Source organism: Coleofasciculus sp. D1-CHI-01 (assembly GCF_040218875.1).
Classification (GTDB): Bacteria; Cyanobacteriota; Cyanobacteriia; order Cyanobacteriales; family Coleofasciculaceae; genus Coleofasciculus.
The window spans coordinates 1-21,164 of the sequence record NZ_JAVJQP010000074.1; the positions used below are offsets into that span (position 1 = coordinate 1).

11 protein-coding genes are annotated in these 21,164 nt (G+C 47.6%); 4 read left to right on the forward strand and 7 right to left on the reverse strand.

From position 1 onward, the window contains the following. Positions 1-1,116: 1,116 nt before the first annotated feature. A complete protein-coding gene (gene gndA, locus RIB93_RS13480; protein WP_446373273.1) occupies positions 1,117-2,532 on the forward strand; it encodes an NADP-dependent phosphogluconate dehydrogenase in 1,416 nt (471 codons plus the stop codon). A gap of 246 nt (positions 2,533-2,778) precedes the next feature. Here gndA and RIB93_RS13485 read toward each other — a convergent pair whose 3' ends face one another. Further along, positions 2,779-5,178 (reverse strand): hypothetical protein, encoded by a 2,400-nt coding sequence (locus RIB93_RS13485; protein WP_446373274.1) that lies wholly within the window; start codon positions 5,176-5,178, stop codon positions 2,779-2,781. Positions 5,179-5,752: 574 nt separating this feature from the next. Beyond that, complete coding sequence (locus RIB93_RS13490) at positions 5,753-7,738, reverse strand: iron uptake porin (protein WP_446373275.1); 1,986 nt, start codon at positions 7,736-7,738, stop codon at positions 5,753-5,755. 761 nt (positions 7,739-8,499) lie between these two features. Between RIB93_RS13490 and RIB93_RS13495 the strand changes: the two genes are divergently transcribed. After that, positions 8,500-8,712 (forward strand): DUF2839 domain-containing protein, encoded by a 213-nt coding sequence (locus RIB93_RS13495; protein WP_446373276.1) that lies wholly within the window; start codon positions 8,500-8,502, stop codon positions 8,710-8,712. Between the two features lie 447 nt (positions 8,713-9,159). Continuing rightward, positions 9,160-9,543, forward strand: a complete 384-nt coding sequence (locus RIB93_RS13500) for a DUF1815 family protein (protein WP_446373277.1) — start codon at positions 9,160-9,162, stop codon at positions 9,541-9,543. Positions 9,544-9,686: 143 nt separating this feature from the next. Here RIB93_RS13500 and pdhA read toward each other — a convergent pair whose 3' ends face one another. Beyond that, on the reverse strand, positions 9,687-10,718 hold the full coding sequence (gene pdhA / locus RIB93_RS13505) for a pyruvate dehydrogenase (acetyl-transferring) E1 component subunit alpha (RefSeq protein ID WP_446373278.1): 1,032 nt from the start codon (positions 10,716-10,718) through the stop codon (positions 9,687-9,689). A 167-nt stretch (positions 10,719-10,885) separates the two neighbouring features. Between pdhA and RIB93_RS13510 the strand changes: the two genes are divergently transcribed. Next, complete coding sequence (locus tag RIB93_RS13510) at positions 10,886-13,228, forward strand: IMS domain-containing protein (protein ID WP_446373279.1); 2,343 nt, start codon at positions 10,886-10,888, stop codon at positions 13,226-13,228. 104 nt (positions 13,229-13,332) lie between these two features. On the opposite strand, the gene RIB93_RS13515 is transcribed toward RIB93_RS13510, so the two are convergent. The 4 genes from RIB93_RS13515 to phoU form a co-directional block, all read right to left on the reverse strand. Continuing rightward, positions 13,333-15,096 carry an iron uptake porin gene (locus RIB93_RS13515; protein WP_446373280.1) on the reverse strand — a complete coding sequence of 588 codons (1,764 nt, stop codon included), beginning with the start codon at positions 15,094-15,096 and terminating at the stop codon, positions 13,333-13,335. 427 nt (positions 15,097-15,523) lie between these two features. Further along, positions 15,524-17,344: an iron uptake porin gene (locus RIB93_RS13520; protein WP_446373281.1), complete on the reverse strand. Its 1,821-nt coding sequence runs from the start codon at positions 17,342-17,344 to the stop codon at positions 15,524-15,526. Positions 17,345-17,738: 394 nt separating this feature from the next. Next, complete coding sequence (locus tag RIB93_RS13525) at positions 17,739-19,955, reverse strand: PhoX family protein (protein WP_446373282.1); 2,217 nt, start codon at positions 19,953-19,955, stop codon at positions 17,739-17,741. Positions 19,956-20,237: 282 nt separating this feature from the next. Then, complete coding sequence (gene phoU, locus RIB93_RS13530) at positions 20,238-20,906, reverse strand: phosphate signaling complex protein PhoU (protein WP_446373283.1); 669 nt, start codon at positions 20,904-20,906, stop codon at positions 20,238-20,240. Positions 20,907-21,164: the final 258 nt, after the last annotated feature.

Genomic DNA, 21,164 nt, shown 5'->3' on the forward strand with positions numbered 1-21,164 from the left:
TCTCGTTCATCCTCAGCGTCACCGAAAAAGAAGAGCGGGTAAGGGTTGAGGGCATTGGTGTCAACTTAAGGTGAAAAGCAGGGGGAGCAGGGGAAGCAGGGGGAGCAGGGGAAGCAGGGGGAGCAGGGGGAGCAGGGGGAGCAGGGGGAGCAGGGGGAGCAGGGGGAGCAGGGGGAGCAGGGGGAGCAGGGGAAGCAGGGGGAGCAGGGGGAGCAGGGGGAGCAGGGGGAGCAGGGGGAGCAGGGGGAGCAGGGGGACTATAGAGGAGAGGTGTTCCGAGGTAACTATGACTTGCATAGGGAGCAGGGACACCCTCATAGTATAAAGAAACTGCTGACCCTCAGACTCTAAGCCAATAAACTGATAATTGAGTGAGTCTAAAGAGAAGAAATCCTTGTCTTGTGATCTGATCCGCCTCCGACTGAACCTTAGTTTTTACGGTATGTGACGCAACGAAGGGAGGTAAGTTTTGAGTGAGAGATTGGGAAATTGTGTAGGGGCGGGTTTTACTACTATCTTTTCGGTTTCACCAAGATGTGACTAAACCCGCCCCGACTTAGGTTTATAGACTTCCCGTGAAAAGTTAGGACTGAACCTCCTCCCCCAGCAAAGTCATCTCCTGGGGTTCAACCTGTATAGCGCTACGCGCTAGGCTTTCTTGCAATAGGCAATGGGCTTTCTTTGAAGAAAAACACTGACTCATCAAGGGATTGACCCTTCGACTTCGCGGCAATTGAGCGTTCGACTGAGCGCTCACGCCGAAGTCCTGTCGAAATTCAGGGTCAAAGCGATTTAAATTTTTCTTCTTTTGTCCTAACGTGTGTGCGTAGTGCTATACCTGTAATCGCTGAGCGCTGGGCGACGCATTCTTATGATAAAGCTCTGGGCTTCTTACTTAATTTTTGGCAAGAATGCGCCAGCCCCTACAAAAATCTTGCCTCCCGCCTTGTTTCCACCTCTAGCGAGATTATCCGGTTTGAGGTTTTATGTATCCTAGTTGGGGGGTGTAACGGCATACTCATAATGCAAATATTACAAGATTTCACCAAAGGGCAGGCTACCCTGTAGGGGAAATAAACACGATTACACGTTCAACTAAATTCTGACGAGAGATATATGACACAACCAAGCTTCGGAGTCATCGGTCTAGCTGTGATGGGGGAAAACCTGGCACTCAATGTGGAAAGTCGGGGGTTTCCGGTGGCGGTATATAACCGGACTAGCTCGAAAACAGAAGATTTTATGGCAAAGCGTGCCTCGGATAAAAACGTCACCGCCGCCTATTCCCTGGAAGATTTTGTCAAAACCTTGGCACGTCCCCGCAAAATCCTAGTTATGGTCAAAGCTGGGAAACCCGTTGATATTGTCATTGATCAACTCAAACCCCTGCTCGAACCCGGAGATATGATTATCGATGGCGGGAACTCCCTCTACCAAGACACCGAACGCCGCACTAAAGACTTAGAAGCCACCGGACTCGGTTTTGTCGGCATGGGGGTCAGTGGTGGCGAAGAAGGAGCGCTCCATGGTCCTAGCTTGATGCCAGGAGGCACGGATACAGCCTATAAAGAGTTAGAACCGATTTTGACCAAAATTGCCGCTCAGGTGGATGATGGACCCTGTGTCACCTACATTGGTCCTGGGGGTGCAGGTCATTATGTGAAGATGGTGCATAACGGGATTGAGTATGGCGATATGCAGCTCATTGCTGAAGCCTATGATTTGCTCAAACATGGTTTAGGACTGGATCACAAGCAGCTTCATCAGGTGTTTACGGAATGGAATACTACCGATGAGCTAAATTCCTTTTTAATTGAAATTACGGCGGATATCTTTAAGTACATTGACCCGGATACGAATCAGCCGTTAGTTGATTTAATTCTGGATTCCGCCGGACAAAAAGGAACTGGACGCTGGACAGTGGTTAGTTCTCTGGAATTAGGTGTACCGATTCCCACCATGTACGCGGCGGTGAATGCGCGGGTGATTTCGTCCTATAAACAGGAACGAGTGGCGGCGGCGAAGGAGCTGATCGGGACTACGGGCAAATATGATGGAGATAGCCAAGCCTTTATCAACAAAGTCCGTGACGCACTCTATTGCTCAAAAATGTGTTCTTATGCTCAAGGCATGGCATTGTTGGGTAAGGCATCGGAGGAGTTTAATTACAACCTGAACTTGGCAGAAACTGCCCGGATTTGGAAAGGCGGTTGTATTATTCGGGCGGGATTCTTGGATAAGATTAAAAATGCTTTCAATGAGAATCCGAAACTGCCGAATTTATTGTTAGCGCCGGAGTTTAAGCAAACGATTCTGGATCGTCAGGATGCATGGCGGGACGTGCTGGTGACTTCTAATCAGTTAGGAATCCCGGTTCCAGCGTTTAGTGCGTCCTTGGATTACTTCGACAGCTATCGGCGCGATCGCTTACCGCAAAACCTGACCCAGGCACAGCGCGACTACTTTGGCGCTCATACCTATCAGCGAACCGACAAGGAAGGGGTTTTCCACACGGAATGGGCGCAGTCATAGAGATATGATCCGCATTGGTTAAAACTGATAGCTTGCACCATTTTTAGTCAGCGCCGACAGCCACCCGGAGCCCGGAGTTCAAACTCCGGGCTAATAGCTTAAGTCCATTAAAATGGACTACTCCCTTCCCACAATATAATTAGGGCTTGCTGCACAAGATTGACTTTGCAATGAATTTGAACGACATAGGTAGGGGTATTGCTACCCCTAAACCTATCTCAGAAGACACTTATTCTTTAGCCGTTCTTACGGATTGACTCGCTCTCCAGGTGTCCGTCCACCTTCATCGTTACTACCACCACGGGGTGCAGAGTTACCAGGGTCACCACCTTCTGCACCATTGCCAATCCCTTGGTTGAAGTTGCGGTTCATATTACCCTGCGCTTGGTCATCGTCGTCATCGTCATCGTCATCATCGCCCATGTCGTCATCGTCAACTTCTAAGTCATCATCGATGTCAGTGTCAGTATCATCAAAATCGTTGTCACCATCAGCCGGGAAAGTTGCATTATTATTGACACCGGCAGTATTGTCAGCTTCAAGATCAGCATCATCTGCAACATCACCAAGTTCATCTTGAGAAAGTTGTCGCAGACCCACTAAACCTGGGAAACAACGACTTTGTGGACCAACTAACTTATAGCCAGCAACGACTGAGCCACTACCGGAACCTGATCCAGCACCAGCACCTGCGCCTGCACCAGCACCTGCGCCTGCACCACTACCGGAGCCCGCACCTGCACCTGCGCCTGCGCCTGCACCTGCACCACTACCGGAGCCCGCACCTGCGCCTGCACCTGCACCAGCACCTGCACCTGAGCCACTACCGGAACCTGTACCAGCACCTGCGCCTGCGCCTGCACCCGAACCTGAGCCACTACCAGAACCAGCACCTACGCCCGAACCTGAGCCGCTACCGGAACCAGCACCTGCGCCCGAACCTGAGCCGCTACCGGAACCAGCACCTGCGCCGCTACCAGAACCGAAACCACTACCACCACCTGTTGTAACCAAGTAGTATCGATCGCCACCTCGCGCGTGATACTTAACTTTTACTTTCGATCGGAACTGATACTGGCTGCTGCTGTTGAAACGAGCTGATTGAGAAATTTGGTAGTTGGTCTGAGTACTACTTGCTCCGCCGTTGAAGGCTACGTAGTTAGTGTTAAACGTGTTCGCACTTGCACCTGCACCAGCACCAGCACCTGCGCCTGCACCTGCACCTGCACCTGCACCAGCACCTGCACCTGCACCAGCACCTGCCGATAACCTCGTACCTGCCGAACCACTGCCATTGACAATCACGGTATCACCACCGCTAAGGGTGTAGTTTATAACTGTGCTACCGCCACTTTCAACCAAGTTGATTGTGGTGTCACCGAAATCGATATCTGTATTGAATGAAAGTGGGGAACTCGCACAAACACCGCAAACCAAATTCACATCTTCATTCTGGCTAGGATTAGAGTAGGTATACCCACCTTCAATGTCGTTATCAACATTAAAGTCACTCACTCCAGCCACAGCGTAGAAATTAAAGCGACCCCGACTCTCACCCTCTAGTTTGCTCCCACCTTGTTCAAAGGAGAACTTAACTTTATCTTTATCGGTATCACCAAAGCTGCTAAATGTTACACCACCTGTACCAAAGACAGAAGCGTAGCCAGCCACAGCTCCTTCATCCTTCCCCTCAATTTTGAACTTATCTAAATCAAGGCTAGTATCAATAATTCCTTCCTGCTCTATCTTATTGATATCATCAATAGTGATATCAACAAAACCAATGTCTCCCTTAAATTTGAACTTTCCACCGGAAGCGTCTTCGGTTTCAATTTCAAATTTCTTGTTGGCTTCGCCGACAAAACGAAGGCTATCGCTGTCTACACCTGCTAAGGTGTAACTTCCGCCAGCTAAGTCTTCCCCTTCAAACTTGAATTTGAGTTTTTCTAGCAGCGAGACTTCAGGAATTGTAACAGTACTAGAATCTCCCAAAATATAGCTAGATGGGAGATTAATCAGCCCACTATTTAAGTCAGCCTCAAAGTCACCAATTTGTAAATTACCTAAGGTTGCTTCAAACTCAGACTGAGACTGCTGAGATAACGTCGCCTCTACATTGGGCAAGAAAACCAGTGGTGCATCACCCATGACCGCAGGACTTACCAGGGTTCCTGACAAATCTGAGAAGGTTTGGTCAAAAGAACTCAGCTCAAAGTTAAGGACTGTATCAACCCTATTATAGGGAACGATAATACCTTGACTTGTATAGGCTATTCCCGTCAGTTGACCTTGGAGAACTCCTGTGTCTCCAGCATCTGGCGTACCACTTGTATTTACGTCGTCAAAACTAGCAGCGCTGGGTTCAAAGCGGGCGGTTGTGGTATTTCCATTGGTGCTTTCGATGCTCAGTTCCTGAATCCCCACATCAAATAGGGTGACATTCCCGCTTGTCGCGTTCATACCGGGAACAAAAAAAGCGGCTTGACCCCCAATGGAACCGCCTGTTACTTCAATACCGTTGGTTGTGGTAGTTTGGCTCGTTGTTGTCGTGGTTGTAGTTTGAGCTTCAGCGGCTGGTGCGATGACCACTGCTAAACCGCCAACTATCCCTAAACCAACCATGTAGCGTAGTGATTTGAGAATCATCTTGTTAGACTCCATCTGTAAATGAACGAAAGGAACCGAGATATGGGGTTGACTCCGAGACCTAACCCAACAGTTGGCTAGTTATGATTTAATCCTGAGCAGAGTCAGATCGCGAAGTATTGATCCAGAAGAGGGGATAAAGTACCCAAGACTGGCTTTTCACTGATGTCAGCAGGCTGAGAAGATGCAGATTCTTGATTATTGGGTTAGCCTGTCTGAAGTTCAAGACGCGCCTTAATTAGGAGGGTTCCGTCAAAAAAGTAACTTTACAAGAACTTCATAAAAACTTCAGAAACAGCATTTTAGCGTTGTTATGCATTTCAACTGGGTATTAGTAGCGAGCAAGATGCTCGCACTACTATAATTTCGCCATTATTGGCATTTCCAAGCATGGAAACCTCTCCTCAGAATCTGGACAGATGCTTCGCTTCCGTTCCTTCGCTGCGCTCAGGATCAAGCTTCAGCATGACAAACACTCCAGTTAAGAGCGTACAAAGTATGACAGTCGCAAGATTGGGATACAACCTATCCCAATAACAGTAATCCGGCGACTGCCCTAATCTTGGATTCTGGTTTAGAACGTAAAGGTTGTACGAATTGCTCCTATGGTAATCGTGTCGTTGTCATCGTTATGCAGGGGATTTAATATCACAACTACTCCCGGCGTGATGCTGATATTGTCTGCCACTTGCCAACGATAGAACACTTCCAGGTGAGTCGTGGTATCCGGTTGACCTCCCTCATCGAATGCATTGGGAATGCCATCGGTAGAGAAGAAACCTGGAACGTTCCTGCCTATACCAGCATCATCGGTAATATCACTATCTGTGATTTTTGGCGGCTGACCCACATAAATTCCTCCTAAATTCCCTTCACCAAATAAGTCCGGGAAATTCAGGAACGCCATCCAGTTAAACGTTTGCGCGTCTCCTGAACCGTCTTCAAAATCCGAATCGGTATAACCTGCCCAACCGCCAACGGTAAGTTTGGGGATGACACGCCATTCCAAACCAGCACCAAAGGCGTTGGTATTAATCGGTCCTCGCAGGAATCCATTATTCACTTGCTGTAAAGCAACCCGATCATCCCCAACGCCAGTACCTAAAAAACCATTGGGTGAATAGGAATTGATGTACTGAAGGGATATATCAAGGGTATCTAAGGGTGAGGCAACTAACTGTGCCCCAGCCGTGGTTGTCGTTTGATCTCCGCCAAAAATTCCCCCATTTTCCGGGTCTGCTGGAAGACTGGACGAGTAAACCCCTTGTAAACTCAGACGAGTTGCAATTTGCCAGTCAAAGCCAATACCACCGCTGCCATTGCCGATACTAATGATCGGGTTGCGCTGGGCGAAGCGAGAGAGGGGACCCGAACCTGCACTTTCAATGCGGTTAACGCCTCGGAAGACGTTCACAGGGTTAACTCCTTCTGGTCCAACGATTAAGGCAAAACTACTGCCAAAGAGTTGACGATAGTTGAGGTCAGTCAGTCGTAAATCGTTATCATTGTCTCCTTCATATCCCAGACCAACAAAGTTACCCAAGGGGTCTCTGGTCGCAGGAGTGGTGGTGCTACCATTCCCAGCTTGGAAGCTGGTGAGTAAAAGACTACGAGGACTCAATTGGGTGAATAGACTCAACTGGACATTGTTAATCACATTGATATTGGTGTCATCATCGGAAATATCATTGCCCGCGAGTACAAACTCATCACCACTACGCCCTTGAACCCCTAGAATGGCTTGTCCAAAGATTTTAGTCGTCGTCGAAAACTGATTATCCTCCAAAAGGGCAGTTCGACCTTCTAAATTATCTACCCGTGCCCCTAGGGTCGCCAATTCTGCCTCAAACTCCTGTACCAACCGCCGCAACGTCTCTAATTCCCCAGTGGGAAACTCGGAACGACCTGCAATCAACCGCTCAATTTGCTGCATACAGGCATTGACGCCAGCAGCAAATTCATACCGGGTCATCGCCCGATTGCCCCGAAACGTGCCATCTGGATATCCGGCAATACAACCATACCGTTCCACCAAACTCCGCAGCGCCTCATACGCCCAGTCTCCAGGAGAAACATCTCTTAATTGAGACACATTGGTTACTTGACCCATCGGGTCAGATTCCTCTACCGCGTCTAGGGGATCAACGAACAGCGAATCAGGTACAGTGGGATCACTGCCGTCTTCCATTTCTGGTAAGGCTTGGGCTAAGTCTTGAACCTTAGTTTCTACAAAGGTGTCTTCGGACTCCATGAGGGAATCCGTTGACGTGATCATTCCGACTTCACTGGTGGCGGATACCGCTAGTTCAGTGGTGATCTCTGCTTCAGTTCCTGGAAAAGCTATCTCAACCGGAGAATTCACCCGTCCCGTTTCAGTTGACACAAACAGTCCTGGGTCTACTCCTGAGGTTTCAGTCAGCTGAGCCAAATCTGTCGGCTGTTGCTCTGAAGATTCAACAGGCGTTGCTTGCGCGGCAGAGAAGCTGGTAACCCAGCAACCTAAGGTGGCAAACATCAATGCTGAAGACGCCGTTTTTCCCAAACGTCCATAAGTCGTCATGGTTTTATAACTCCTCAAAAAAACCACACTCGCCCTTGATTTTAGCTATAAAGAAGAGACAAGTGTCAATTCGCTCTTTTTTCCTTAATCAAAGCTAAGTTTCCTTTTGGAGAAAGAGAAAAGGGTACGGGGAACAGGAAACGGGGAACAGGAAACAGAAACAAGGAATTGAGGACTTTGACAATTCTTAACCTAGTTAACAAAATTTATGTTCAGGTAATTAAGAGCGGGTTTTACCGATCGCGTTCGGTCGATGTCCGATAACTTGACTAGCGAGAGTCTTTCTAGAGGAACAGGACTATCTGTCAGGGTAAGACCTGTCGTGTCCGTTACGTAAAACTTACACAGATTTGGTGGTTGATGAGGTACAGTCTCTAAGCAAGATCCCCGACTTCTTGACGAAGTCGGGGATCTGTCTGTGTACCTCACTTACTTGAAATATCTATACAAAGACAGAGAGTGCAGAATTTCCTTAACCCATTCTTAAACCGAAAGACTCCAACCCAAGTCCCCTCAACTGGCACTCCTGTCCCTTCCCGCCTTGAAGTACGGGGTTTCTCGGCGGTTTCCCGATAGACTATTGATGAAAAATAATTATTAACTTAAGTAGGGTTGAGTTGCGGATTGGCTCAGGATTTCTAATCTAACGATCCCCGATCCCCGGAAAATTGTCAGAATTACCTGTCATTTCGTAAACTTATGCCAACCAAATCTCAGGAATAACGCTAAGATCGAATTCATTTAGTTGAGGAATGCAAGGAATGGGTGAAGCAAAACGTCGTAAAACTGCACTTGGAGACAAGTACGGTCAAGAGGCGAGACTCTTCCCCTGGCTCCCAATTAGTAAAAGTCAGGGTGAGCAGTTCGTCAAACTGACGACTAAGGGCGCTTGGATTGGCATCGGCTTACTCGTAGCCTGGTGGCTAACCGTGCGCTTCGTTGGACCGACATTCGGTTGGTGGCAAATCAATTAGCCAATTCCCACCGATGGACTAGGCGGCAATGGTATCAGATTTAGGATCGCCATTGTCACGGCTGATACAACTCATTAGTAATTTGTATCAGATAACTTGAGGATTGTCCCCAATGACTTGAGCTACCTAGAGAGCAACTCGCCTGAAGTGGGCTAGGCTCGTGGAGCCAGATCATTAAGCTAGAATTGCTCAAATCCCTAACTCTGTTAGTCTAGTCAATTTGAGGAATCAGCCGCAGACAAGGCTTGCTCATATTTGGCACTGACCCCTCCCAAAATAGAGTCTTAAATCCTTAAAAAAGTAGTCCCAGATGCTTTTGGCAACGGGATAGAGGGTGTAGTAGTTCACCCAGTCAAGATTACTCTGGCTAACTAATTTCCGCGACCTTCCGCAAAATTAGGAACTATAAAATCTAATATTCGTAGGAAAGCTGTTTGGAGGATTAACGTGTTCATACGACTTGCAGAGCAACATCGTCAATTTGTACGAGATCTAGTCATGAATCTTCAGGCTTTGGCGATCGTGCTAGAAAACCGAGGCTATTTGGCATCATGCTATACCTGCGGCAACCAAATGAATAGTGCCTCATTCATGGTTAGTCTGGGCGATAGTCACCTGATTCGCTTTTTGGTCTCTGATTATGGAATCACTTGGACGGAAATGCGCGACGATCGCGAACTGATGAAGCTAGAAGGCGCTGAAGCGATTAGCCAACTTCAGGACTTAGCGGATCTGGTCAAATACCAAATTCAACCGTCTTCTGAGGTTCGTTACACTCCAGCGCGATCGCCTGTTAACTCTGAGCGCCAATCAATTGAAATGATTGGTTGAGAGTCAGAGTGTTTGAAACAGCATCGTTTCTTTGTCTCAAGGCAAAATTTCAGGTAACGCTCGGCAAGGGGTTCAATGAGATGGTAAAGTTTAGTACCCTCTTGCCTCTAGCGTTCACCAATGCCAGGTCGGGCTATTATACCTCAATCTTCGGCAAAAATGTAACGATGCAACTCACTCGGATCAGGATCGGGACTGGTCTGAGCAAACTGTACCGCATCATTGATAACGTCTTGAATGCGTTGGTCGATCGCCTTGAGTTCTTCAGTGTCGGCGAGATTTTGCTCAGTCATATACGTGACTAGCTTTTTAATCGGATCGCGAGTCATCCAAAAATCCTTCTCTTCTGAAGTCCGCAGTTCATCCGGATCAGCGAGGGAGTGACCTCGGAAGCGATAAGTCAGCGCTTCAATTAAGGTCGGACCTTCCCCCGCCCGCGCCCGGGCGACGGCTTCTTGGGCGACGGAGTGTACTGCCAGGACATCCATCCCATCCACTTCAATTCCCGGCATACCAAAAACACTGGCTTTTTTGTAAATTTCCGGCTGGGAGGTTGCCCGTTCATGCGCCATGCCAATTGCCCATTTGTTATTTTCCACTACATAAATAATCGGCAATTTCCATAAGGCTGCCATGTTTAAGCATTCAAAAAACTGACCGTTATTGCAGGCACCATCGCCAAAAAAGCAGGCTGTCACCTGATCAGCATTCGGATCACCCAAGCCGTCACGGTGATATTTTGACGTAAATGCCGCGCCTGTAGCAACGGGAATCCCCTCCGCGACAAAGGCAAACCCCCCCAAAAGATGATGGGGTTCTGAAAATATATGCATCGAACCCCCGCGTCCTTTAGAGCATCCAGTGGCTTTGCCAAATAACTCCGCCATCACCTCCCGTGGGGGAACACCTGCGCTCAAAGCATGGACATGATCGCGATAGGTGCTGCATACGTAATCATAATCCCGGCGCATTGCCCGAATCACGCCCGTTGAAATAGCTTCTTGACCGTTGTAAAGGTGGACAAAGCCAAACATTTTGCCCCGGTAATACATCTCAGCGCACTTGTCCTCAAACAAGCGCCCTAAAACCATATCTTCGTAAAGCAGTAATCCTTCGTCTCTGGTGATTTGACCGTCTTGAGCTTGAAACTTGGGTAACGTCCGTTCCTGAACCATGGCGAATCGAGTATCCTTGCAGCAATTACTATACTGTTATTTTGTTCTCAAAACTCAAAGCTATTTTTCAGTTAGGATAGGCAGTATTGGTAGAATGACTACGATGTTGGGGATGCTATAGGTTAATATACATGAATTCAGTTGTTGCAGCGCTGGGGAAGTGAACCGTGCGAATTCCGCTCGATTACTACCGAATATTAGGATTGCCGATCCAGGCAACACCAGAACAGCTTCAAGTCGCCTATCGCGATCGCACTCTCCAACTTCCGCGTCGGGAATATTCGGAAGTGGCGATCGCGTCTCGCAAGGAGTTGCTGGATGAGGCGTATGCGGTTCTGTCTGACCCGGAACAGCGCTCAAGTTATGATGCTAGTTTTCTGGAGAAAACCTACGACCCAGAGTCTAGCCCTTCTTTACCGTTGGAATCAATCACCTCTGGGGCTGAAACCACAGCTACGGAGACGATTGATCCAAGTAGTCCCAGCTTAGACATCAGCAAGGAACAATTTGTTGGCGCTTTGCTGATTCTGCAAGAACTTGGGGAATATGAACTCGTCTTGCAGTTGGGACAGCCCTATTTGCACAGTCGTGACAGCATCAGTTTGGATAAAGGTCACTTAGGTGACCCGCAACTGGTGCGACCCGATATTTTCCTGACCCTGGCGCTGGCGTGTTTGGAACTGGGGCGGGAACAATGGCAGCAAGGTCAGTACGAAAATGCCGCCTTGTCCCTAGAAACGGGTCAAGAATTACTCCTGAGTGAGGGTTTATTTCCGACGGTGCGGGGCGAAATTCAAGCCGATCTCTATAAGCTGCGTCCCTACCGGATTCTGGAATTGCTGGCATTACCCGATGAAACGATTGCTGAACGGCGTAAGGGTTTACAACTGTTGCAAGATATGCTACAGGAGCGGCAAGGGATTGACGGCAGTGGGGATGACCAGTCGGGGCTGAGTATTGATGACTTTTTGCGGTTTATTCAACAGCTACGGGGTTATTTAACGGCGGCTCAACAACAAACCCTGTTTGAGGCAGAAGCCCGCCGCCCTTCAGCCGTCGCCACCTATCTGGCGGTTTATGCCTTGATTGCGCGGGGATTTGCCCAGCGCCAACCGGCTTTAATTGCCCGGGCGAAACAAATGCTGATGCGTTTGGGGCGGCGTCAGGATGTGCATTTAGAACAAGCCGTCTGTGCGCTGCTGTTGGGTCAAACCGAAGAAGCCAGTCACGCTTTGGAATTGAGTCATGAATACGAACCGCTAGCCTTTATTCGGGAACAGTCTCAAGGCGCTCCGGATTTGTTACCGGGATTATGTTTGTATGGAGAACGCTGGCTGCAAAATTCCGTATTTCCCCATTTCCGAGACTTGGCAGAACAAACCGCCTCGTTGAAAGACTATTTTGCCGATGAGCAGGTACAAGCCTATTTAGAGCAGCTTCCGGAATCGACGCCAACGGCTAATAATCAATGGTCAGTGACGGCTCAGAAAAAAGCTTACACCACAACAGGCGCATCCGCAGGTCGGAGTAACGGTCATTCTGGCGATCGCGAACCAGCCGTTGTGGGTTCATATAGCAGCACAGAGCGCGATCGGGCAGCTCAGACAGCCAGTTTTGCAGGGGGGAGCGATCGCGCTTCGGTATCTGGTGTCTCGACGTTACCCGCAAGCCAACGGGTTGCTTCAGCAACGAGTCGGGTGGTAGAACCTACAACTCAAGCCATTAATTCTTCTGGGGATTCACCAACAAACACGGCTGTCAAATCACCAGACTCAGGGCGTCAACCCAAAGCCCGATCACAAGCAGAAGCAGCTGGTCGAGTTCATACTACACCGAAATCGGTTACTGGCTCCTCTGAACCCGGACATCTGGATCAGTCCCCTCCAGGACACCTGCAACGACTACCGGAACGCCGCAAAGCGGCTAAAAACAGACGCTCTATCTTGCTGGTTATTGCTGGAGTAGTGGGTATTGGGTTAATTGGGTGGTTGTTAATTGCTTGGATACAAAACCTCCGCCAAAGTTTATCAGCGCCAGCCTTAGAAGGTGAACAGCCCATGGTGGAACTGGCTCAACCTCCGATTCCGATTCCTGAAGCCGATAGTCAGTTAATCGCACCCGGAGGTCCGCTGACCCAAGATACCGCCCAGCAAGTGATTCAAACCTGGCTTTCGACGAAATCTCAAGCGTTTGGACCAGATTATCAAATTGATCGATTGGATCAAATTCTAGCCGAGCCGGTTTTGTCTGTTTGGCGGCGACGGGCGCAAACCAATCAGCAACGGAACATTTATGCACAGTATAATCACCAGGTTAAAGTAACATCCGTGCAAACGAATCCGGCTAATTCTGACCAAGCCAAGGTGGAAGCAGCGGTTAAAGAAGAAACCCGTTTCTATCAAAATGGTGAAATTAATCAGGGACTCTCATACGATGAGAACTTGCGGGTTCAGTATGAGTTGGTGCGTCAGGAGGGTCAATGGTTTATTAAAGATATGGCGGTAAGGTAGGTGATTCGTCATTTGTCATTTGTCATTCGTCATTCGTCATTTGTTAAGGAAAGTCTACCAGATCCCCGACTTCTTCAAGAAGTCGGGGATCTCATTAAAGGTGATTAGAAGCTAAAGGTTGTGCGAATTGTGCCGACCCAAATATCATCATTCCCATCATCATGATTGGGATTTAAAATTACATAGGCTCCCGGTGTAATCAGGATATTATCCGTAATCGGATATTGATACTGTGCCTCGATTAAGAAAGAGGTATCTTCATCCTCATCACCGCCATCAACATTAGTCAGTTTAGGTGGCATTCCTCCCATTATTGAAAGTGCTGCACCCTCTTTACCTAGGTCGAGGAATGACACGTTTGCCACCCAAGTCCATAAATCAGCATTATTGTCCTCTAATGGACCAGACTCCGCTTCTGCATCAATGTAACCGCCCCAACCCGCGAGATTAATTGTCGGCGTCAGTCGCCAGCTTCCTTGTATGCCAAAGCGTAAAGCTGAAGTCGCAGCCGTCAAAGTCTCATCTGGGTTATTGGGGTTGGGAAATTGGAAAGGGCGTTTAGCCCGTGGACTACCCGTGCTACCAGAAAGGTTGACATCTTCACCGGGATAGTAGGAATAGCCAAAAGCAAACCCTAGATCTATTTTTTCTCCCAGTGCTAGATTTAACTGAGACATGGCAGTAAAGTCTCCATCAAACACCCCATCCTTATCGAGTGGACTGTTACTTTCACCTGTCAAATACCCCAAATCTAAACTCAGGGAATCGCTAAGCTGAATATTGGCACCCACACCCTGTTCAGCATTATTCCGAAAGACAAAAGGATTGCGGCGATTGAACCGATTTAAAGCACCCGTACCACTACTTTCGAGAATAGGGTTGTGAATTTCTGCGATGTCATTGAAATCAAAGCCATTAGCACCGACCAAAAGCCGGATTTTATCACCCAATGGGAAACGGTAGTATAAGTCATTGATTTCCACATCATTATCAGAAGCCGCTTCAAACCCTTGACGAGCCATTTCTGTTCCCGTCGCTACATCAAATTCAGGCGTATTTCCTGCTTGTAAGCGAACTCTTAAGCGGTCTTCTCCCATGAAGCTGGTGTCAAAATTTAAACGAGTCCGATGACTGAAGGTAAGATTGTCATCAACATCTTCATCGCTATCCGCTTTTTCATCCCCAAAGGCACTCGCCAGGTTAAAAATAACTTCCCCGTTTAGCTTGGTTGTTGTGGAGAACTGATTGTCTTCCAAGAACGCCACGCGCCCTTCCAGGTTATCTACCCGTGCGCCTAAGGTTGCCAATTCCGCTTCAAATTCCTGAATTAATCGCCGCAGGGTTTCTAACTCGGTTTCATCAAAACCCCCCGTCCCAATTAAACGTTCAATTTGGTTTAAACAGGCATTCAAACCCGCAGCAAATTCGTAACGAGTTAAGGCACGATTCCCCCGATAGGTGCCATCCGGATACCCAGCAATACAACCGTAGCGTTCTACTAAGCTTCGCAGTGCTTCATACGCCCAATCCCCTGGAGACACATCTCGCAGTTGACCCACGCTGGTTACTTGGTCAAGGGATTCGATGCCATTTTCACTACTGTAGCGTTGGATTTGGTCTAATAGTTCCCGATTAGAATCAGCCGTGGTGTTTGTGGAATTCACCGTTGGACTGACATCGGAAGCAATTTGTAAAGAATTAATCTCTACTGGAGTTTCTGATAACTGGTGATTAAGTTCTACTGTAGATTCGCGAGTGCTTGCTGTTGGATTAGGAATCTCTGCATCAGCATTGCTAGTAACAAATAGAGATAGTCCGAGTAGGGCGGGACTGAGTTGCAGTGTTTTCCACACGAGCGTTGATTTCATTGATACACGTTCCTCACACCGAAATAACGGTTAACGGGAAAACTATACAACACCATTGCAGCTATTAACAATAACTAAGTAGGGTGGGCAATGCCCACGAGCCTTAATTCAGTACCATTCCATCTACAATGCTTATTAGTTTATTTTTATCTAAAACTGGCGTTAACGCTAATCATAATTATGCCTCATCATCAGAAGTTTTTTTCTCAAACCCTAGCTAGAATAGCAAAGTATCTTCGACTTAAGGTCTGAAGAATCTTTTGAGTTGATACAGTCATGAGCTTTAATCCAGCATATATTTAGACGTTAGCATAGGCAATTACGCAAGCGATCGCGTTTATTAATCAAGGTTAAGATTAATAGGGGTACAGCAATGCTGTACCCCTAAACCAAATGATTAAATTGTCAACGACAAGCCAAGAAAGGCTTAGAAACTAAAGACTGTTCGCAGAGTCCCGACAAACTGGGTATCATTGTCATCATCATGTTCAGGATTGAAGATAACAAAAGCACCCGGAGTGATAGCGATATTATCAGTGAGTTGATAGCGGTAGAAGGCTTCTAGGTGATAGGAAGTGTCGTCATCTTCACGAGCAGCTATATCATTAGCTGTTGTTTTGGGTGGCATTCCGAATATAAAGCCCAGCTTATTACCTTCACCACCAACATCCAAGAGGGCTAAGTTGACAGCCCAGTTCCAAATATCGGCGTCAGCATCCTCGTTAGCACCCGATTCGGCTTCAGCGTCTTGATATCCAACCCAACCACCAACAGAAAACTTGCCAAATAGTGCGTTTGCTTGGATTCCATAGGCATCAACCGAAGTTGCGGTATCATCGTCACCAAAAGGATCAGATGCGAAGCCACTTCCTGTGCTTCCTGTAACGTTAACTTGACCGCCATTGTAGTAGGAGTGCAGATAGGTTGCTGCTAAGGAAATATTTTCAGTCGGTGTAAAGGCAACCTGACCTAGGGCTGCATAATTGCCATCAAATAGACCATTCTCATCAGCAGGATCGCTGCCGCCCCCATCAACAACGTAACCAGCAGACAGTGACAAGGCGTCGCTCACGTTAAATGTTGCAGTTATTCCAGGACCACCTGTTTCAGCGCGATAGATGGGATTGAAACGCCCAAAGCGAGAAATAGCGCCGCTTCCACTACTAGCAAAGTAAGGATTGATCGGATCGATAACGGTATCCTGATACTCTACCCCAGTAGCGTCTATTTGCACGGAAATTTTTTCACCGAGAGGGAAGCGATACCAAAGCTCATCAATTTCAACATCGTTACCGTTATCGCCATCAAACCCTAAGCGGGTCATGTTGGTACCCGTTAAATCCCCGCTAAATGAACTGATATTGCGGGCTTGCAAACGTGTTCTCAAACGGTCTCTTCCCGTAAAGCTGGTTTCTAAGTTCAAGCGCACCCGGTCAGCGAAAATTAGATTCGTTTCATCATCGCTACCAACAGCTTCAGTGGAATCGCCAAAGGTGTCAGCCAGGGCAAAGATGACTTCCCCTCTCAACTTAGTTGTTGTTGAGAACTGATTATCTTCCAAGAACGCCACGCGCCCTTCCAGGTTATCCACCCGCGCCCCCAGAGTTGCCAATTCTGCCTCAAACTCCTGAATTAACCGCCGCAGGGTTGTGAGATCAGGAATTTCTCCGCCATCCCCAATTAAACGCTCAATTTGCTGTAAACAGGCATTCAAACCAGCGGCAAATTCGTAACGAGTTAAGGCGCGATTGCCTCGATAGGTACCATCTGGATACCCGGCAATACAACCGTAGCGCTCAACTAAGCTTCGCAGCGCTTCATACGCCCAGTCACCCGGAGAAACGTCTCGCAACTGACCCACGCTGGTTACTTGGTCAAGAGATTCACGACCTTCGCTACCATAGCGCTGGATTTGCTGCAAAGTTTCTTGATTAGAGTTAACCGAGCTATCTCCAGCCGCCGGAACGGGTTCAGGGAAGGTACTATCTGCCAGTTGGAACGTGGGACTAACGGTTACGGCGGGTTGAGGCGTATCCGTTGCTGGGATGGGTTCAGTCAGCGCTGCATCATCCAACGTGGGACTGATTGATGCTGTCGGTTCAGCGTCCAAATTTATCGCGGCTGTAGACAGTTCAGCAGCCGTCTGATGGGAATTGGACTCAGCCGCCGATGCACCACTAGCGACGAATAAAGAGGCAAATAACAGGACGGGACTTGCCTTTACCGTTTTCCAGAATAGACTTGACATAATTATAAATAATCCTCACACCTACTTCCATGCCAAAACTGTAAACCAATAAACTGTAAACCAATTGGACTGAATGAGCAATAGCTTTTTAGCATTTACTCAAACCATATCACTAAAATTACGGTTTAACTGTTACACATTTTTATCCTCTAAGAAATAGATTCTAAATCAAAGCTGTTGAGTTGGATACCACGAAAAGATTAGAATTATTTATCTAAATCCTTACATGTAGAAATCTATAGACATAGCCTATTACATCTTTATTAAGATTATTTTATGCCATGGTAAGCTGTCACGCCTTTAAATTGGGAATGGGTAGCGAGCAAGATGCAAAGCCTGCGGCATGGCTTCGCTAAACGCATTACAACGATTTTACAGTTGTTGACATTAAGGTTTAAATGCCGAACAGCTTAATTGGTTGGTTATCTAATCGCCGAATTGCGACGACGGCTGGCTTGGGTAGCTCGGTTGTACCTTTATGGGGCCAGTTAGAGCCTAAAGGAACATAACGTTCTTGCATGAATTCTTCCCCATCGAGGGTTTTTATCACAAAGTTACGAGTTTCAGCCTGGTTATCCTTGCGGATACCGTATTTTTCCCCAGGGTGTTGTATGGCGAGGAATAGGGTTTTTTGATCGGAACTAAAAAAGGGTCCGGTGGTTTCACATTCCATTGGTCCAATGCCAAATAGATAAGCATTACCTGCCATTGTTCCAGAGGTAGGCATACACCAGATTGAATTGTTGCCAAAAATTCCTAGCCTATCAGTTTGACTTATGGATTCACCTTGGTCATTGACCCGACTGGTTACGGGCTGATTGTGTTTGGAGGTAGATATATCCGTCACCATCCACACATTGTCATTTTTGTCAAATTCTAGATTATCGGGATTAGAAAATCCGGCACCCCCTTCAGCGGGTTCGCCTCCCATGGCAAAGGAGTCCCAGCGAAAGGTCATCGCGGCGGGATCATCTTGGTCTTCTACCAGACGCAGAATCCAGCCATATTCCCAGGGAGTTTCTCCCTTGGGTCCGGTGAAGACGCGCTTGTCAGGTCCACCATCTCCCCCTGGACTACCTGAGGTAAAGGCAATATACAGGGAACCATCCGCCGCCATATCTGTATCTTCAGGACGGGCGGTGGGAGTTGCACCTGCTGCATTGGCGGCAAAGTGGGCGTCGATTAAAATTGCTCCCTGTTTTTCGATATCATTCCCTGCGTAGAGATCTCCTAGTGTGGCAAACTGTTGCTTAAACGCTACGGCTTCTGCATCGGTTGTCACCTCAAAAATTCCTCCCTGGGGACGTTTGGGTAAGGGGACTAAGCTTCCTTCTACGGTACTGGGTAATACGGGGTTGACAGGGGTACTGGGTGTTAATGCGATCCAACGTCCTGTCCCATCAGGTGCAAACACCGCCGCGTAAAGCATTCCCTCTGCCATTAAACGGGAATTGGCTTTATCGGTTGGATCACTAACGGTGTCTTTACTGACAAACTTATACAGATGACCCCCTCGACGATCGCATCCTGAATATACGGCTAAGGGTTTCCCAGATACAACCTTAAACGCCACGGCTTCATGACGGAATCGACCCAGCCAAGTGTGTTTTGTCCCATAATCATTGGCATCAGCCGGATCAACTTCCACCATCCAGCCATATTTATTTCCAGCTAACCCAAAAACATTACCTCGCCCATCGACAAAGTAATCATTAATAATGAACGGCAGCGCGGCTGGGTCAAAGGAAGTTCCATCAGCGTAAACGGCTTCTGGCACTTGGTCTTGAAAATTTTCTTCTGCACTCAGTACCGTTCCCCAAGGCGTGGTTCCGCCAGCACAATTTTGGAACGTACCAATAATGCGATCGCCTAAGCCATCCTGGTATCCTTGTCCTTGAGTCTTGCGGAAAACCGCGACAGCAGGACCCGTTGCTTTGAGATAGCGATCGTCTGCTAATCCAGAGATTCCCGTAATCCGCCGATCAGCACCAGAATTTGTCCGCATCCAGGTTCCATCGGCTGTTCGACGCAATGAAATCACACCCAATCCCTGATCAATTAAGCCTGCTTGCGAAATCTGGCGAATTTTAGCTTTTAGCGGATCAGCATCGGGCAAAGCAAAGGCATTTATTTTACCATCACTCTTCGCCGCCACCGCTTTGACTTCCTCAAATGGTAATGATTCACCGATGACCTGAGAATAGGTTTGCATCCAGGTGCCACCGCTAATATATTCAAAATTAATGGTCAGGTATCCTTCATTTTGACCTGTTTCTATAAATGATAAATAATCATTGTTATAGCCAAAGCGAGAATCCCCCACCTGATCTCCCCAAGCGCCAATCACATCGTAGGTAAAACCTTCGGGTAGTACCAAATCATCCACCACTTCATAGCGGCTGTAGGCTTCGATTTGTTTCGTTGATGGCACGCGATCGCTTTCTAACGGTAGGGGACCCTTGACGGGTTTAAAACTCAGAGTATCTGTATTGGGGTTAATTTGGGTTAATGAACCAGAACCATTCTGACTCGGAGAACTACAAGACCCCAGCGCTACTGTTCCTGCACTAGCTCCCAGAAATAGCAGAAAATGACGACGTTTGAGAGCCATAGTTTTGCCTTACCCTTTCAGATTTGGGTTTCGTGATAGGAATACCCTAGATGCGATATTACTTTAAATCTTGCAGGTTAGAAAAAGGTAAGGTATTGGTAATCGTTAGGTTAAGCTGGGCTGAAATGATAATGAATAAGAACGGGTTTTGTTGTTCAGTTATTGGTGAGGCAGGGCGGGTTTTGTTGTTCCGTTATTAGTAAAAAGCTAGCGCTAGTTCCTAAACCCGCCCCTACAATTCCTAAACCCGTCCCTACAATCTTCTGCCTTCTGCCTTCTTTTCTAGGAACGATGACCTGTAACAATATAGGTTACTCGTTGACCGATGTTGGTTGCATGATCAGCCATGCGCTCGATATGACGAATCGCCAAGACCAAGAGTACAATTGGCTCAACTACGCCTGGAATATCTCGCTGAAAGGCTAACGTTTGATATAGCTGATCGTAAGCATTATCGACTTTATCATCTAATACTTTAACCGCTTGTCCAGCCGTCGCATCTAAGTCCGCTAATGAGGCTAAACTCGACGCTAGCATCGCTTGGGCATGGTGGGACATCTCTTCAATTTTGGACATACAAGGATGAGGTGGGTAAGCGAATAATTTTACCGAAATTTCTGTTAAATCCTCAGCATAATCACCAATACGTTCCAAATCCCGGATTAACTGCATAAATGCACTAACCAGACGTAGATCTTGTGCCACTGGCGATTGAAGTGTGAGCAGAGAGGCACACTCTATTTCTATATGGCGGTAGTAGCGATCAATTCGTTTCTCAACTGAGGTAATTTCCTGGATTGCCTCCAGATTTTGGTAAAATAAAGCTTGATGAGCAAGGCGGAATGAATTTTCCACCAATGCGCCCATCCGCAGCACATCCTGCTCTAAGCGGTTAAGGGCGCGTTTAAAGTGATTGCGATCGCAAGGGCGGTTTGCAGAAGATAGACTCACCTCATCCTACTTTGTGGCTGAACACCTCCTGCCTACTAGGTCGTAGGGACAGGGAGGAAAGCCACACCTCCTAACTGAATTTACTTATACAAAGTGGTGGGTAAAAAGAGGTACACTATGAACTACAGCGACTTACTTCGTTGAAGTCGCTGTTTCTGACGCTTCTTCGCCGATGGCTGCTTCATGCTTGGAGCAATTAGTAGAGCTAGGCGGCTCTGCGTCTAAAGAGGTTCGTTCCAAACCCCTTGCCCAAATCTC

Bases quoted from the DNA above. Each gene is read 5' to 3' on its own strand.
- gndA (WP_446373273.1), top strand. From the start codon at position 1,117: ATGACACAACCAAGCTTCGGAGTCATCGGTCTAGCTGTGATGGGGGAA.
- RIB93_RS13485 (WP_446373274.1), bottom strand. From the start codon at position 5,178: ATGATTCTCAAATCACTACGCTACATGGTTGGTTTAGGGATAGTTGGC.
- RIB93_RS13490 (WP_446373275.1), bottom strand. From the start codon at position 7,738: ATGACGACTTATGGACGTTTGGGAAAAACGGCGTCTTCAGCATTGATG.
- RIB93_RS13495 (WP_446373276.1), top strand. From the start codon at position 8,500: ATGGGTGAAGCAAAACGTCGTAAAACTGCACTTGGAGACAAGTACGGT.
- pdhA (WP_446373278.1), bottom strand. From the start codon at position 10,718: ATGGTTCAGGAACGGACGTTACCCAAGTTTCAAGCTCAAGACGGTCAA.
- RIB93_RS13515 (WP_446373280.1), bottom strand. From the start codon at position 15,096: ATGAAATCAACGCTCGTGTGGAAAACACTGCAACTCAGTCCCGCCCTA.
- RIB93_RS13520 (WP_446373281.1), bottom strand. From the start codon at position 17,344: ATGTCAAGTCTATTCTGGAAAACGGTAAAGGCAAGTCCCGTCCTGTTA.
- RIB93_RS13525 (WP_446373282.1), bottom strand. From the start codon at position 19,955: ATGGCTCTCAAACGTCGTCATTTTCTGCTATTTCTGGGAGCTAGTGCA.